The sequence below is a fragment of the Streptomyces sp. SAI-127 genome (assembly GCF_029894425.1).
Lineage (GTDB): Bacteria > Actinomycetota > Actinomycetes > Streptomycetales > Streptomycetaceae > Streptomyces.
On record NZ_JARXYJ010000001.1, the window covers coordinates 8,820,436 to 8,836,218 of the forward strand.

Sequence of the window (15,783 nt, forward strand, 5' to 3'; positions counted from 1 at the left end):
TCACCGGATGCACGAGATATCGACCCGGGCGCACTCCGCGGCAGGGCAGGCCGTCCGGTGACGAGCAGCGATGTGACCCGTTCCTCCGTCGTCGGCACCCGTCCGACGACAGCTCCCCGGGACTGGCAGGCGCGACTTCGCCGATTCGGATACGCGGCCCGGCCGGGAACCGACCTTCGCGAGCGTCTCGTTCCGCGCTTTCCGAAGTCGTCGGTGTGGGACTGGCTGGGGCCGGTGCTCGTCGCCGTCCTGGCCGGGGCGATCCGTTTCCGGCACCTCGGCCGCCCGCGGGCCGTGGTCTTCGACGAGACGTATTACGCCAAGGACGCCTGGTCCCTGCTGCGCCTCGGCTACGAGGGCAATTGGCCGGACCGGAAGATCGCCGACCCGCAGATCCTCGCCCACCCCCAGGTCGTCTCGCTCTCCGACACGGGGGCGTTCGTCGCGCACCCGCCGACGGGCAAGTGGGTGATCGCCCTCGGCGAGTGGATGTTCGGTCTCACCCCGTTCGGCTGGCGCTTCATGACGGCGGCCCTGGGCACCCTGTCGGTGCTCATGCTGTGCCGCATCGGACGCCGTCTGTTCCGTTCGACACTGCTGGGCTGTCTGGCCGGCGCGCTTCTCGCGGTGGACGGTCTGCATGTCGTGATGAGCCGCACCGCCCTGCTGGACCTCGTCGTCATGTTCTTCGTCCTGGCGGCATTCGGCTGCCTGCTGGTCGACCGGGACCACGCACGGGCCCGGCTCGCGGCCGCCCTGCCGGTCGGCGAGGACGGCCGCGCCCGCCCGGACGAGCACACCGGTGACCACGCCGGAACCGGGCTGCGTCCCTGGCGGCTCGCGGCCGGCGTCTTCCTGGGGCTGGCCGCCTCCACCAAGTGGAACGGCCTGTACGTGCTGGTCTTCTTCGTGCTCCTGACGGTGCTGTGGGATGTCGGCTCCCGCCGCGTGGCCGGGGCCGGCGATCCCTACCGGGCGGTGCTGCGCAAGGACCTCGGCCCGTCGGTGGTGTCCCTGGTCCCGGTCGCGTTGACGACCTATCTGGCGACCTGGACCGGCTGGTTCCTGTCCGACGACGGCTACGGGCGCCACTGGGCCGACGGCCGCGGCGGCACCTGGTCATGGATCCCCGCCCCGCTCCGCAGCCTGTGGCACTACGAGTACCTGGTGTACGACTTCAACGTGGGGCTGCACAGCCCGCACAAGTACGAGTCGAACCCCTGGAGTTGGCTGGTCCAGGGCCGACCCGTGCTGTTCGACTACCAGTCGCCGAAACCCGGACAGGACGGCTGCACCACGTCGGTCGACTGTTCCCAGACCGTCCTCGCCCTCGGCACACCGCTTCTGTGGTGGTCGGCGTGCGGCGCCCTGCTCTACCTGCTCTTCCGTTGGGCGCTGCGCCGCGACTGGCGGGCCGGCGCCGTCCTGTGCGCGGTGGGCGCGGGGTACCTGCCCTGGTTCCTGTACCAGGACCGAACGGCCTTCTCCTTCTACTCGGTCGTCTTCGTGCCGTACCTGTGTCTGGCCGTGGCGATGACGGTGGGCGCGATCCTGGGGCCACCGGGGGCGGCCCGCGGACGGCGCACACAGGGCGCGGTGGCCGCGGGCACCCTCGTCCTGCTCATCGCCTGGAACTTCATCTACTTCTTCCCGCTCTACACCGGGGAGACGATTCCGTACGCCGACTGGCACTCCAGGATGTGGCTGGACACCTGGATCTGAGAGCGGGGCTTCCCTGATACGTTACGGAGCTTCTGCCGCCCCGAGGACAAGAGAACGAACCCCGTGACGACCGTCGCTTACCAAGGTGAACCCGGATCCAACTCGGCGACCGCCGCGCACACCCTGTACCCCGGGTGCGCCGAGCAGCCCTGCACGAGTTTCGAGCAGGCTCTGGACGCGGTGACGCTCGGCACCGCCGACCTCGCCGTGATCCCGGTGGACAACTCCGCGGCCGGTCGGGTGGCGGACGTACACCATCTGCTGCCCGAGTCGGGGCTGTTCATCATCGCCGAGCACTTCCTCGCCATCCGCTTCGACCTTATGGGCGTGCCCGGGGCGACACCGGATCAGGTGGAGTGCGTGCGCAGCCATGTGCATGCTCTCGGGCAGTGCCGCAAGGTGCTGCGGGAGGGCGGCTGGCGCACCCTCGTCACCGACGACACGGCCGGAGCGGCGCGTGAGGTGGCCGAGCTGGCGGATCCGCGGCACGCGGCGCTCGCCCCGCCCGCCGCGGCCGGGCTGTACGGCCTCGACGTGCTGCGCTCCGGGGTCGAGGACGACCCGGACAACACCACCCGGTTCGTCGTCCTGTCCCGGGAGGCCGTCGTGGCCCCGCACACCGGGGAACCGACGATGACGAGCCTGTTCTTCTCCGTGCGCAACATCCCCAGCGCACTCTTCAAGGCGCTCGGCGGGTTCGCCACCAGCGGGGTGAACCTCACGAAGATCGAGAGCTATCAGATCGGCGCGGGGCTGAACGCCAGTCGCTTCTACGCCGAGATCGAGGGCCACCCCGACGAGCAGCACGTCGCCCTCGCCCTGCACGAACTGGGGTTCTTCTCCACCGAGGTACGCATCCTGGGCGTGTACCCGTCCCATCCGCACCGGCTGGAGCACTGAGCGAGATGGTGCGTCACCGCCTTGACGGGTGACGCGTAGAGCGTGCACGCTGGTGGTCCTCCGACGAAGTGGAGAACGGCCATGAGCAAGGACGTCACCCTGGACGCCGACACGGCAGCACGGCACCTGCGCTACGGCAGCCTCCCCGAACGCATCCGCTTCGAGGACATGACCGAAGACGTGGAGGCCGCCCCCGGTCGCGCGGCGAACGCCTCGTACAACCCCGAGGGCGACTGGAAGTACTACTCCTGCCTGGCCCTCGACCTCGGGCTGTAGGCGGAGGGGCGTCCGCTGTGTCGGGACTCTCTCCCGCGGGCTGTTCCCTGATCGGCAAGCGACCGCTTAGTATGCGGAGAACCCCGGTCAGACCCCGGCATGACGACGCAGTCCCGTGGAGGCCCCCATGCAGGCTTGGCAAGTGCACGAGAACGGCGAGCCGAGCGAGGTGATGCGCCTCGCGGACGTGGCGCGGCCCGTTCCCGGTGACGGCCAGGTCCTGCTCAAGGTGCGCGCCGCGAACATCAACTTCCCGGACGTGCTGATGTGCCGCGGCCACTACCAGGTCCGGCCGCCGCTGCCCTTCACGCCGGGCGTGGAGATCTGCGGCGAGACCGAGGACGGGCGGCGCGTGATCGCCAACCCCGCGCTGCCGTACGGCGGTTTCGCCGAGTACGCCGTCGCCGACGCCGCCGCTCTGCTGTCCGCGCCGGACTCGCTGGACGACGCCGAGGCCGCGGCCCTGCACATTGGCTACCAGACGGGCTGGTTCGGGCTGCACCGGCGGGCTCACCTGGAGGCCGGTGAGACGCTGCTCGTCCACGCTGCCGCAGGAGGGGTCGGCAGCGCGGCCGTGCAGCTCGGGAAGGCGGCCGGGGCCACCGTCATCGGTGTCGTCGGCGGCGCCGAGAAGGCGGCCGTCGCCCGGGAGCTGGGCTGTGACGTGGTGGTCGACCGGCGGAGCGAGGACGTCGTCGCCGCCGTGAAGGAGGCCACCGGGGGCCGGGGCGCGGATGTGATCTACGACCCCGTGGGCGGCGAGGCCTACACGCAGTCGACCAAGGTCGTCGCCTTCGAAGGGCGGATCGTGGTCGTCGGCTTCGCCAGCGGAACCATTCCGAGCCCCGGCCTCAACCACGCCCTGGTGAAGAACTACGCGATCCTGGGCCTGCACTGGGGCCTGTACAACACCAAGAACCCGAAGCTGGTCCAGCACTGCCACGAGCAGCTCACCGAACTGGCCGCCCGGGGCGCGATCAAGCCGCTGGTCAGCGAGCGGGTGCCGCTCGCCGGGGCCGCGGACGCCGTGCAGCGCCTCGGCGACGGGGTGACCACCGGCCGGATCGCCGTCGTACCCACGGGAGCACAGGCATGACCGACGCAGCCGAACTCACGCGCCGCACCGCCGAGTTGCTGGCCGCACACCCGCCCGCGACCACGGACCGGCTCGACTTCCTCAAGGCCCGCTTCGACGCCGGCCTCGCCTGGGTGCACTATCCGGAGGGACTCGGCGGCCTGAACGCACCCCGTTCCCTCCAGGCCGTCGTGGACGCCGGGTTGGAGGCCGCGGGCGCTCCCGACAACGACCCGCGGCGCAACGGCATCGGCCTCGGCATGGCCGCGCCGACGATCCTCAGGTACGGCACGGAGGAGCAGAAGCAGCGCTTCCTGCGGCCCCTGTGGGTGGGGGAGGAGGTCTGGTGCCAGCTGTTCAGCGAGCCCGGCGCCGGATCCGACCTCGCCGCGCTCGGCACCCGGGCCGTGCGGGAGGGCGACAGCTGGGTGGTCAACGGGCAGAAGGTGTGGACGTCCGGCGCCCACAACTCCCGCTGGGCCATCCTCATCGCCCGCACCGACCCGGACGTGCCCAAGCACGCGGGCATCACCTACTTCCTCTGCGACATGACCGACCCGGGTGTCGAGGTGCGGCCGCTGCGCCAGATCACCGGCGAGGCCGAGTTCAACGAGGTCTTCCTCACCGACGTCCGCATCCCCGACAGCTGCCGGCTCGGTGACGTCGGCGACGGCTGGAAGGTCGCGCAGACCACGCTGAACAACGAGCGCGTCGCGATCGGCGGCATGCGGCTGCCCCGCGAGGGCGGCATGATCGGCCCGGTCTCCAAGACCTGGCGCGAGCGCCCCGAGCTGCGCACCCAGGACCTGCACCAGCGTCTGCTGAAGCTCTGGGTGGACTCCGAGGTCGCCCGCCTCACCGCGGAGCGCCTGCGCCAGCAGCTGGTCGCCGGACAGCCGGGACCCGAGGGCGCCGGCATGAAGCTCGCCTTCGCCCGCCTCAACCAGGAGATCAGCGGCCTGGAGGTCGAACTGCGTGGCGAGGAGGGCCTGTTGTACGACGACTGGACCCTGCGGCGCCCGGAGCTGGTGGACTTCACCGGCCGCGACGCCGGCTACCGCTACCTGCGCTCCAAGGGCAACAGCATCGAGGGCGGGACCAGCGAGGTCCTGCTGAACATCGTCGCCGAGCGCGTCCTGGGCCTCCCGGCCGAGCCGCGTACCGACAAGGACGTCGCCTGGAAGGACCTGTCCCGATGAGCGCACAGCCCGAACTGCTGTACTCGGAGGAGGAAGAGGCGCTGCGGGCCGCCGTTCGGGACCTCCTCGCCGACCACTGCGACGCGCCGGGTGTGATCGCCCGCACCGAGTCGGACACCCCGCACGACCTCGCGGCCTGGAAGGCCCTCGCCGACGGCATGGGCCTCGCGGGGCTCCTGGTGCCCGAGGACAAGGGCGGTCAGGGCGCCACGCACCGCGAAGTCGCGGTAGTCCTGGAGGAGTTGGGTCGCGCGGTCGCTCCCGTGCCCTACCTCACCAGTGCGGTCGTCGCCACCGAGGCCCTGCTCGCCTGCGACACCGACGACCTCCTCGCCGAGCTCGCCTCCGGACGGAAGACCGGCGCCCTCGCCGTCTCCCTGAGCGTCGCCCCCGGCGGCGCCTACAAGGTCGTACGCCACGAAGACGGCACCCTGCACGGGGAGTTGTCGGCGATCGCGGACGCTCAGGCGGCCGACGTGCTGCTCGTGCCCGCGGACGACGGCGGGCTGTACGCGGTGGAGGCCATCTCCGCGACCGTCACTCCGCAGGTCTCCTTCGACCTGACCCGTCCGCTCGCCACCGTCACCCTCGACGGGGCCCGAGGTCGCCTGCTGGGTGACGCCGAAGTCGCCGTGCACCGCGCGCTCCGGGCCGGCGCCGGACTGCTCGCCTCCGAGCAACTCGGGCTCGCCGACTGGACGTTGACCGAGACCGTGCGCTACCTCAAGGAGCGCAAGCAGTTCAACCGGCCCGTAGGCGGGTTCCAGGCGCTCAAGCACCGGCTCGCCCAGCTGTGGCTGGAGGTCGTCAACCTCCGTGCCGCCGCCCGGAACGCGGCCGACGCGCTCGCGACGGGTGAGGACGCCGACGTGGCGGTCGCCGTCGCGCAGGCCTACGCGGCATCCGTCGCGGTGCACGCCGCCGAGGAGGCGCTCCAGCTGCACGCGGGGATCGGCATGACCTGGGAGCACCCGGTGCACCTGTATCTGAAGCGTGCCAAGGCCGACTCGATCGCCTACGGCACGGCGGGCACGCATCGCGCCCGGTTGGCCGAACTCGTCGACCTCCAGGCACCTTGAGCGTCACCCGGTGAACGCCGGTGAAGCCCGCCCCACCTGGGGCGGGCTTTTCCGTGCGCCCGCGCGGACGGAGTGAACGAGCGGCGGCAGTCCGGCCAACTCCTGGCATGTACAGGTTCATTGAGGGCTGAAGTGCCCCATACTCCCTGTGGTTTCGACCCGCCCCACAGGGAGGCAGAACATGGCCCTCATCACTCGTCGCAGAGCCCTCACCACCCTCGGCGCCGCGGTCGCCGCGACGCTCGCCCCGCCCGCCGGCAGCGCCTGGGCCGGAAGTCAGAGGCACCGCCCCCGTCCGTTGTGGCGCGCCCACGCCCACAACGACTACGAGCATCCGCGCCCTCTCCTCGACGCCCTCGACCACCGTTTCGGCAGCGTCGAGGCCGACATCTTCCTCGTCGGCGAACAGCTCCTCATCGGCCACACCGTGGACGACCTCGACCCGACGCGTACCCTCGAGTCCCTCTACCTCGACCCGCTGGCCAGGATCGTCAAGGCCAACCACGGTTCGGTCTACCGGGGTTACCGCCGTCCCCTGCAACTGCTCGTCGACATCAAGACCGAGGGCTCCTCGACCTACCTCGAGCTCGACCGCCATCTGCGGCGTTACCGGCATCTGTTCACGACGTACGTGCACGGCAAGGTCGTCCCCGGTCCGGTGACCGCCGTGATCTCCGGCGACCGCGCCGCCCGTGTCCCGATGGAGGCCCAGTCCGTGCGCCGGGCCTTCTACGACGGCCGGCTCGCCGACCTCGGCACCTCGGCGCCCGCCTCCCTCATCCCGCTGATCAGCGACAACTGGACGCTCAACTTCACCTGGCTCGGCGAGGGCGTCTTCCCCGACGCCGAGCGGCAGAAGCTGCGGACCATCGTCCAGCAGGCCCACGCGCGCGGGCAGAAGGTGCGGTTCTGGGCCACCCCGGACCTCGCGGGCCCCGCCCGGGACGCGCTGTGGGCCGAACTTCTCGCCGCCGGCGTCGACCACCTCAACACCGACGACCTGGCAGGCCTGGAGGCCTTCCTGGGCGCCCACCGATAGGCGCCTCGGAACGAGGACGGACACCACTCGTTCGGAGGACACTTCAGCCGCCCGGACGAACCCTCCGCTACGCCACACTTGCGCCCGAACGCCGCGAATCGGACCCGGCGGCGTGGCGGAGGAGGCTGTCCATGGCGATTTCCATTTCCCTAGTGGTGCTGCTGCTGATCCTGGCGGTGATCTTCCTGCGCAGCGGCGGACTCAAGGTCTCCCACGCGCTGGTGTGCGCGCTGTTCGGGTTCCTGCTCGCCGGTACGAGCATCGCGCCCACCATCCACAGCGGTCTCACGGCGACGGCCGACATCGTCAGCAGCCTGCGCCCCTGACCTCAGCCCGAGAAGAAGACCCCGATGCCGTTCGGCACGGGCCGCTCGGCCCCGCCAGAAGGGTGGTTGAGAGCGGCGACGGAGCTCGTGCCCGGCATCCGGGCGGCCATGGTTGTGGAACCCCCGCCGTCCAGGCTGAAAGCGTCGACGGAGCCCAACGTCCGCATGGTCTCCGCCACTTCGGCGATCGTCAGCCCACTGCGATGGTCCGGCGCCCCGTCCAGCGCGAGGAGATACAGCCGCCGTCCGCCGTCCGCGACACCCACGGCCGTGCGCACGGCCGACGTCGTGTCGTCGAGGCCGGGCAGCGGCCGGCCGCCGTCGAGCACCGGGTAGCCGCCGAGCGCGAAGCGGTACGGAACCTTCGCCGAGGCCGCGACCAGTCGGTGCTTCACCGTCACCGCCGCGCCCACGGACAGCTTCCGCAGTTGCTGCGCGCCCGCCTCCCGGCCCACCAGCACGGTGGTGCCGTCGGCGATCGGTCCGCCGCCCGGGGCGTCTGCCGTGGCCACGACCTGACCGGCGCGGACCGTCACCTCGTAGGTGTCCGTGCTGCACGGGGCGGCCCGGTCGGTGTCCGTCCCGCAGGTCGACCGCACCCGGGAGGCGCTGCCCCAGTCCGAGGTGAACGCCCCGACCGAACCCACGGGCAGCGCGTACTGGTTCAGCCCGCCGAGCGGCAGCTGCCCCTCGGGCGTCCGCACCGACCCGTCGAGCGCCAGGCCGTCAAGGCGGGCCAGACGGTCGGTGCCCACGCCGAACACGTCCTTGGTGCTCGTGCCGGACGGCAGTGCGGGCCCGAAACGCTGACCGTCCGGCACCGCCGCCTTGAGCACGCGGCCCTGCGCGATCGCCGGGCCCACACTCGCGCCGGTGGCCTCGACGCCCGGGTGCTGGGTCTCCGTGATGTTGAAGAAGTCGCCGTTCACCCCCGCGAGCGCGCCCTGCGCGGTGGCCAGCCGGGACACCGTGGCCCGCGCCGCCACCGCCCCCGGATACAACAGCTCCAGCCGCACCCGCGGATCGCTCAGGTCCACGCCGATCACATGGGCGTGCGCCACCCCCGCGGCCGCGTCGATGTCGAACTCCTCGTACCGCACACCGGTCGCGAGCCGTGTCCACCCCTGCGCGGCGCCGGCCGGCGCCGCCCCCACCAGGGCCGCACCGGCCAGCGTGCCGAGTGCCGCGAGAAACGTCAGTACCGATCTGCCGGCGCGTAAACGCCTTTGACGATGCGTCACAGCTCTCCCTGATGTCTCGTCAACTGTTCCCAGGCCTCAGGAAGAGTGCATCAGACAGCGATGACACAGGCGACGGCTATGCGCCGACCACACGCGAACGGATCAGGAAACGTACCCCCTCGGGCGCCTCCAGCGAGAACCCACTGCCCCGGCCCTCGACGACGTCCACGATCAGCCGGGTGTGGCTCCACACCGCGTACTGGCTCCTCGACATCCAGAACGTCACCGGCTCCTCGACCCCCGGCACGTTCAGCTCGGCGAGCAGCACGTCCGAGCCGCCGGTGCGGAACTCGCCCGCCGGGTAGCACATGGGCGCGCTGCCGTCGCAGCAGCCGCCGGACTGATGGAACATCAGCGGCCCGTGCGCCTCGCGCAGCCGGCGCAGCAGCTCGGCGGCCGCGGGCGTGAGCTCGACGCGCGGCACCTCGTCGTACACGGCACGTGCGGAATCCTCGTCCATGGTCGTCGAGTGCAGCACGGGGAAGGTTGCGAGGGGGTTGCAGGGCGCAGTGCGGCAGCGTGCGGCTTCAGGACAGGTCGATGGGAGCCGGGTTCCACTGGTACCGGGCATCCTCCTCGTCCTTGAGAAGGACTCTGCGCTGCCCCGCGGCCGCCGAATGGGACGAGCGTGAGGAGACTCCCTGGCCGGTCACTGTTCTTCCCCTCCTAGCCGGCGTACGGCGTGAAGTGGGCCGGCGTGTGGTCGATCGGCAGGTCCGGGCGCCATGCGGTCAGGCCCTGGGCGCTGCACACGAACAAGTTCTCCGGCAGCCGGTCCAGGGCGAACCAGCGCCAGTCGCCGACGCGTTCGTCGGGCTGGTCCGAGGGTTCGCCCCGCCAGGCGGTGACCCGGGCGGCCACGGTCATCCGCACCACGCCCTCCACGTCGTCGAGGAGCGTGCCCAGTAGCCGGACGTCTGCCGGGCGGGCCTCGATGCCGGTCTCCTCGCGCAGTTCGCGCACGACCGTCTCCGCCAGCGACTCCCCGGCCTCCACCGTGCCGCCCGGCAACTCCCAGGTCCCGCGCCGGTGCCGGCCGAGAAGCAGTCCGCGAGGGCCGTACAGGATGGCGCCGACGCCGATCGCCGCGTGCGGGACCGGAGGGCGGCTGGCGCGTGGGCGGGAGGAGACCCGGACCGGCCGGGTCGCCCGGACGATCCGGTAGGAGGCGTGGTTGCCCTCCTCCGGCGCGTCGAGGACGTCGATCCCCTCGACCCGCAGACCGTGCTCGCCGAGCAGGTCCGTCCAGAGTTCCGGAGTCAGCACCCACATCCGTACGGCGACCTCCCCGCCCCCGGCGAGCCGCAGGATCTCGGGCCGGGATTCGACGACCGACGACGGGCCCTCTCCTCGGGAGTTGGTGTGCAGCACGGTGAAGCACAGCGTTCCGCCGGGTCGGAGCGCGGCGGCGAGAGCGGGCAGCAGTCGGCGGGGATCGACGTAGGGCACCGCGTTGACGGAGTAGACGACGTCGTACGGCTCTGCCGCGCCGAGGTGCTCGACGGCGTCCGCCCTGATCAGGCGCAGTCCGGGCAGGGAGCCGTAGCGCGTGAGGGCCCGTTCGTGCTGTGTGGGGGAGGAGTCGACCGCGTCCACCGAGGCGCCGTACATCTGGACGAGATGCGCCGCGTGCCGGGCCGGGCCGCACCCGAGGTCCAGCACGCGCCGCCCGGCCAGCTCGCCGAGGATCTCGGCGCCCGGCCCGGTGCCCCGGAGGCCCCAGTCGAACCGCTCGAGCTCCGGCAGGACCGTGCCGCGCCGCAGATGGTGGTCGCCGTAGGCGTGCCAGGCCTCGGCGTTGACGGCGTCGGGGCCGACGGGTCGCGTGGTCAACGTGCCTCCCGGATGCGGTGGTCGAGGTTCGGACCCTATGCGAGCGCCGGACCACCGAGTTGCCGAGGGCCACCGCCCATTTCCGTCCCTTGTCTTGACGTGTACTTGGCGGAGTGGCTTCTATGGGAGCGCTCCCATGCTCCTTCCGACTGCCTCACCCATCCCTGGAGCCGCAGTGAGAAGAACAAGAAAGAGCCCCCTGAGCACGTTATTGGCCAGACTGGCCGCCCTCATCGCACTGGTGGTGCTCGGCGCCCTCTGCCCGAGCGCGGCCCAGGCCGCCGAGGAGCCCGGCACCAAGGCCGCCGGTCTGCACATCAGCGACGGCCGCCTGGTCGAAGGCAACGGCAACGACTTCGTCATGCGTGGCGTCAATCACGCCCACACCTGGTACCCGAACGAACTGGGGTCGCTGGCCGACATCAAGGCGCAGGGCGCCAACACCGTCCGGGTGGTCCTCGCCGATGGCCACCGCTGGACCGCCAACACCGCCTCGGACGTGGCCAACGTCATCGCCCAGTGCAAGGCAAACCGGCTCATCTGCGTCCTGGAGGTGCACGACACCACGGGATACGGCGAGGACAGCGCGGCCGGCACCCTCGACCAGGCCGCCGACTACTGGATCGGCCTGAAGAGCGTGCTCGCCGGCCAGGAGAACTACATCGTCATCAACATCGGCAACGAGCCCTGGGGCAACACCGACCCCGCCGGCTGGACCGCCCCGACGATCGCCGCGATCCAGAAGCTCCGCAACGCCGGCTTCGAGCACACGATCATGGTGGACGCCCCCAACTGGGGCCAGGACTGGCAGCAAGTCATGCGCACCAACGCCCAGAGCGTCTACGCCGCCGACACCACCGGCAACCTGATCTTCTCGATCCACATGTACAGCGTCTTCGACACCGCGGCGGAGATCACCGACTATCTCAACGCCTTCGTCAGCGCCAAACTGCCCATTCTGATCGGGGAGTTCGGCGGCCCCGCCGACCAGTGGGGCGATCCGGACGAGGACACCATGATGGCCACCGCCGAGCAGCTCGACATCGGTTACCTGGCCTGGTCCTGGAGCGGCAACACCGACCCGATCCTCGACCTCGTGCTCAACTTCGATCCGGCGCAGACGACTTCGTGGGGTCAGCGCATCTTCAACGGCGCCAACGGCATCGCGCAGACCGCCAAGGAAGCCACCGTTTTCGGCGGCGGTTCCGGTGACACCCACGCCCCTACCGCACCCGGCACCCCGACCGCCTCGGCGGTGACGGCGACCTCGGCGAACCTGTCCTGGACGGCGTCCACTGACAACGTTGGCGTCGCCGGCTACGACGTCGTCCGGGTCAGCGGCGGCACCGAGACGAAGGTCGCGGCCTCGACGGCGAATTCGGTGACCGTGACGGGCCTGACCGCGGGCACGGCGTACTCCTTCGCCGTTTACGCCCGTGACGCGGCCGGGAACCGGTCGGCCCGCTCGGCGACGGTGAGCGTCACCACCGCCGACACGCCCGCGGGGAGCTGTTCCGTCGGCTACCGCGTGGTCGGCGAGTGGCAGGGCGGTTTCCAGGGCGAGATCGCCATCCGCAACACCGGCACGTCCGCCGTCAGCGGCTGGAAGCTCGCCTTCACCTTCGCCAACGGGCAGACCGTCTCCAACATGTGGGGCGGGACCGCCGCGCAGAGCGGCGGGGCGGTGACCGTCACCCCGGCCTCCTACACCAACACGATCCCGGCCGGGGGCTCGGTCACCGTCGGCTTCATCGGCAGCAAGGGCGCCACGAACACCGCACCCACGGCCTTCACGCTCAACGGGGCGGCCTGCGTGAACGGTTGATGTACCCGAGGTATCAGGTCAACTGTCCCGGACTCTTGACTCGGAACGTGCTCAGTCGCGATCCTCGACGCATCTATTGCGCCGGTCATGACAATTCCAAGGGCAGTCAAAACGCCCTCGGTCGACGGCGCCTCCCGCCGACCGAGGGACGTGGGCCATGGCCGGACGCACCTGCCGCCGACGCAAGAACATCACCATCACCTCCGTGCTCTTCCTGGTGCTGGCCACGATCCTGGGCCCCACGCCGAGTTCGGCGGCCACCGACTGGTGGACACCGGCCTCCAGGCCCACCCCCGACGCCCAGATCAACGTGACGGGAGCGCCCTTCACCGGCACCAACTCCGCGGGCGAGGTGAGCGGGTTCGTCGACGCCCACAACCACCTCTTCTCCAACGAGGCCTTCGGCGGCCGGCTGATCTGCGGCAAGGTGTTCTCCGAGTCCGGAGTCGCCGACGCGCTCAAGGACTGTCCCGAGCACTACCCCGACGGCACCCTCGCGCTCTTCGACTACATCACCCACGGTGGCGACGGCAAGCACGACCCGGTCGGCTGGCCGACCTTCAAGGACTGGCCGGCATACGACTCCATGACCCACCAGGCCAACTACTACGCCTGGGTGGAGCGCGCCTGGCGCGGCGGGCAGCGGGTGCTGGTCAACGACCTCGTCACCAACGGCATGATCTGCTCCGTCTACCCCTTCAAGGACCGCAGTTGTGACGAGATGACCTCGATCCGGCTGCAGGCCAGGATGACGTACGACCTCCAGGCCTTCATCGACAAGATGTACGGCGGCACCGGCAAGGGCTGGTTCCGGATCGTCACCGACAGCGCGCAGGCCCGGCAGGTCATCCAGCAGGGCAAGTTGGCGGTCGTTCTCGGTGTGGAGACCTCCGAACCGTTCGGCTGCAAGCAGATCCTCGACATCGGGCAGTGCAGCAAGGCGGACATCGACAAGGGGCTCGACGAGCTGTACGGGCTGGGCGTGCGCTCCATGTTCCTGTGCCACAAGTTCGACAACGCCCTGTGCGGTGTCCGCTTCGACGAGGGCGGCCTCGGAACCGCCATCAACGTCGGGCAGTTCCTGTCCACCGGCACCTTCTGGAAGACCGAGACCTGCAAGGGACCGCAGCACGACAACCCCATCGGTACGGCGGCCTCCGAGGCGGAGGACGACCTGCCGGCCGGCACCGAGGTCCCGGAGTACGACAAGGCCGCGCAGTGCAATGTCCGCGGGCTCACCGATCTCGGCGAGTACGCCGTGCGCGGCATGATGAAACGCAAGATGATGCTCGAGATCGACCACATGAGCGTCAAGGCCACCGGTCAGGTCCTCGACATCTTCGAGGCCGCGAACTACCCCGGCGTGCTCTCCTCGCACAGCTGGATGGACCTCAACTGGACCGAGCGGGTCTACTCGCTCGGCGGCTTCGTCGCCCAGTACATGCACGGCTCCGAAGGGTTCGCCGCGGAGGCCGAGCGCACCGATGCGCTGCGCGAGAAGTACGACGTGGGCTACGGCTACGGCACCGACTTCAACGGCATCGGCGACCACCCCGCACCGCGCGGAGCGGACGCCGCGAACAAGGTGACGTACCCCTTCAAGAGCGTCGACGGCGGTTCGGTCATCGACAAGCAGACGTCCGGGCAGCGCACCTTCGACTTCAACACCGACGGGGCCGCCCATGTCGGCATGATCCCGGACTGGATCGAGGACATCCGGCTCGTCGGCGGCCGGGGTGTCGTGGACGACCTCTTCCGGGGCGCCGAGTCCTACCTCGACACGTGGGGAGCCTCCGAGCAGCACCAGGCGTCCGTCGACCTCGCCAGCGGGAAGACGGCGACGGCCAGTTCGTCCGAGTCCAATCCGTTCACCAGCTATCAGCCGGGGCGGGCCGTGGACGGCGACGACTCCAGCCGCTGGGCGAGCGACTGGAGCGACGATCAGTGGTGGCAGGTCGACCTGGGCTCCACGAACCGGGTCTCCAAGGTCACGCTCGACTGGGAGCGGGCGTACGGGACGTCGTACCGGATCGAGCTCTCGACCGACGGGGCGAACTGGCAGACCGTCTGGTCGACCACCTCCGGGGACGGCGGCCTGGACACCGCCAAGTTCACCGGTACTCCGGCCCGTTACGTCCGTGTCCACGGACTCGACCGCGGCACCGACTGGGGATACTCGCTCAACGAGGTCGGCGTCCACAGCGCCTGACGCACGACAACGGGGGACACGCATGGCACGTATGCCATCGGCCGAGCGGCGCCGGCAGCTGACCGAGGCCGCGATCAGGGCGATGGCCCGGGACGGCGTCGCGAAGACGACGACCCGGTCCATCGCCGCCGAGGCCGGCGTGTCCCTCAGCGTCTTCCACTACTGCTTCGACTCCAAGCAGGCCCTGCTCGAGGCCGTCATCACGACCCTCACCGACCACTCCGTCACCGTGGTCAAGGAGGCGCTGCGCCCCCGGGACACTCTGGAGGAGACCGTCGCCGCCGGGTTCCGGGCGTACTGGGACCATGTCCGCGCCCACCCCGAGGCGCACATGCTCACCTACGAGCTCACCCAGTACGCCCTGCGCGAGCCGGGATTCGAGCACCTGGCCAGGCGCCAGTACGAGCTGTACGGCGAGGCCTACGCCGAGCTCATCGAGCAGCTGCGCCGGGACATGGATCTGCAGCTGCGGGTGCCCGTCTCCGTGCTGGCCCGCTATCTCGCGGCCATGACCGACGGGCTCACCCTGAACTACCTCGTCCTCGGCGACGCGGCCGCCTGGGCGGACATCCTCGACACGGTCACGGCGCACATCGCGGGTCTGGTGCGCTGAGACCGGTCAGGATTCGAGAAGCGCGGGCCGGAGGCCGTGGCTAGCGTGACGGCCATGGACATCACGATTCGGGCGAGTTTCCTCCCGCACGACGACCCGGAGGCGTCCCTGGCCTTCTACCGGGACGTGCTGGGCTTCGAGGTCCGCGGTGACGTGGGCCGCGACGGGATGCGCCGGCTCACGGTCGGGCCCGCGGGGCAGGCCGGGACCTCGGTCGTGCTGCACCCGGCTGGCGACGACCCCGAGCTCCTGCTCGCCACCCCCGACCTCGACTCCGTCTTCGAGCGGCTCCAGGCCCGCGCAGAGGTGATCCAGGAGCCGATCGAGCAGCCGTACGGCATTCGGGACTGTGCCTTTCTCGACCCCGCGGGCAACATGATCCGCGTCCAGGAGCTGCGCTGAGGCGAGCGGGTCGACATAGTGTTCGAAGCTGTCGAAACGGGAGG

General features: G+C 70.5%; 15 protein-coding genes. 12 read left to right on the forward strand and 3 right to left on the reverse strand.

Annotated features, from left to right (window positions below):
- The first annotated feature begins 72 nt into the window (after window positions 1-72).
- From M2157_RS40595 to M2157_RS40630, 8 genes are all read left to right on the forward strand, one after another.
- Window positions 73-1,722, forward strand: coding sequence for a phospholipid carrier-dependent glycosyltransferase (locus M2157_RS40595; protein ID WP_280867638.1), 1,650 nt, complete (start codon window positions 73-75; stop codon window positions 1,720-1,722).
- Window positions 1,723-1,785: 63 nt separating this feature from the next.
- On the forward strand, window positions 1,786-2,622 hold the full coding sequence (locus M2157_RS40600; protein ID WP_280856152.1) for a prephenate dehydratase: 837 nt from the start codon (window positions 1,786-1,788) through the stop codon (window positions 2,620-2,622).
- Between the two features lie 81 nt (window positions 2,623-2,703).
- Window positions 2,704-2,898 carry a hypothetical protein gene (locus tag M2157_RS40605; RefSeq protein ID WP_280856151.1) on the forward strand — a complete coding sequence of 65 codons (195 nt, stop codon included), beginning with the start codon at window positions 2,704-2,706 and terminating at the stop codon, window positions 2,896-2,898.
- Window positions 2,899-3,025: 127 nt separating this feature from the next.
- The gene (locus tag M2157_RS40610; protein ID WP_280856150.1) at window positions 3,026-3,994 is read left to right on the forward strand and encodes an NADPH:quinone oxidoreductase family protein; all 969 of its coding nucleotides are present in this window, start codon (window positions 3,026-3,028) and stop codon (window positions 3,992-3,994) included.
- Window positions 3,991-5,172, forward strand: a complete 1,182-nt coding sequence (locus M2157_RS40615; protein ID WP_280867639.1) for an acyl-CoA dehydrogenase family protein — start codon at window positions 3,991-3,993, stop codon at window positions 5,170-5,172. Before M2157_RS40610 ends, M2157_RS40615 begins: the two co-directional genes overlap by 4 nt.
- Window positions 5,169-6,251: an acyl-CoA dehydrogenase family protein gene (locus M2157_RS40620; protein WP_280856148.1), complete on the forward strand. Its 1,083-nt coding sequence runs from the start codon at window positions 5,169-5,171 to the stop codon at window positions 6,249-6,251. The genes M2157_RS40615 and M2157_RS40620 overlap by 4 nt, the downstream gene beginning before the upstream one ends.
- Before the next feature lie 181 nt (window positions 6,252-6,432).
- Window positions 6,433-7,290 (forward strand): phosphatidylinositol-specific phospholipase C/glycerophosphodiester phosphodiesterase family protein, encoded by an 858-nt coding sequence (locus M2157_RS40625; protein ID WP_280867640.1) that lies wholly within the window; start codon window positions 6,433-6,435, stop codon window positions 7,288-7,290.
- A 131-nt stretch (window positions 7,291-7,421) separates the two neighbouring features.
- Window positions 7,422-7,616 carry a hypothetical protein gene (locus tag M2157_RS40630; RefSeq protein ID WP_062047042.1) on the forward strand — a complete coding sequence of 65 codons (195 nt, stop codon included), beginning with the start codon at window positions 7,422-7,424 and terminating at the stop codon, window positions 7,614-7,616.
- Between the two features lie 2 nt (window positions 7,617-7,618).
- Here the strand turns inward: M2157_RS40630 and M2157_RS40635 are convergent, their stop codons facing one another.
- The 3 genes from M2157_RS40635 to M2157_RS40645 form a co-directional block, all read right to left on the reverse strand.
- Window positions 7,619-8,857 carry a phosphodiester glycosidase family protein gene (locus tag M2157_RS40635; protein WP_280867641.1) on the reverse strand — a complete coding sequence of 413 codons (1,239 nt, stop codon included), beginning with the start codon at window positions 8,855-8,857 and terminating at the stop codon, window positions 7,619-7,621.
- 76 nt (window positions 8,858-8,933) lie between these two features.
- Entirely contained in the window at window positions 8,934-9,317 is a 384-nt protein-coding gene (locus tag M2157_RS40640; RefSeq protein WP_280867642.1) for a DUF779 domain-containing protein, read from the reverse strand.
- 206 nt (window positions 9,318-9,523) lie between these two features.
- Window positions 9,524-10,690 (reverse strand): bifunctional class I SAM-dependent methyltransferase/NUDIX hydrolase, encoded by a 1,167-nt coding sequence (locus M2157_RS40645; protein WP_280867643.1) that lies wholly within the window; start codon window positions 10,688-10,690, stop codon window positions 9,524-9,526.
- A 136-nt stretch (window positions 10,691-10,826) separates the two neighbouring features.
- Between M2157_RS40645 and M2157_RS40650 the strand changes: the two genes are divergently transcribed.
- The 4 genes from M2157_RS40650 to M2157_RS40665 all read left to right on the forward strand — a co-directional run bounded on the left by M2157_RS40650 (window position 10,827) and on the right by M2157_RS40665 (window position 15,739).
- The gene (locus M2157_RS40650; protein WP_280867644.1) at window positions 10,827-12,515 is read left to right on the forward strand and encodes a cellulase family glycosylhydrolase; all 1,689 of its coding nucleotides are present in this window, start codon (window positions 10,827-10,829) and stop codon (window positions 12,513-12,515) included.
- 157 nt (window positions 12,516-12,672) lie between these two features.
- Entirely contained in the window at window positions 12,673-14,724 is a 2,052-nt protein-coding gene (locus M2157_RS40655; RefSeq protein ID WP_280856142.1) for a discoidin domain-containing protein, read from the forward strand.
- A 22-nt stretch (window positions 14,725-14,746) separates the two neighbouring features.
- On the forward strand, window positions 14,747-15,337 hold the full coding sequence (locus M2157_RS40660; protein ID WP_266524528.1) for a TetR family transcriptional regulator: 591 nt from the start codon (window positions 14,747-14,749) through the stop codon (window positions 15,335-15,337).
- 54 nt (window positions 15,338-15,391) lie between these two features.
- On the forward strand, window positions 15,392-15,739 hold the full coding sequence (locus tag M2157_RS40665; protein WP_280856141.1) for a VOC family protein: 348 nt from the start codon (window positions 15,392-15,394) through the stop codon (window positions 15,737-15,739).
- Window positions 15,740-15,783 lie beyond the last annotated feature (44 nt).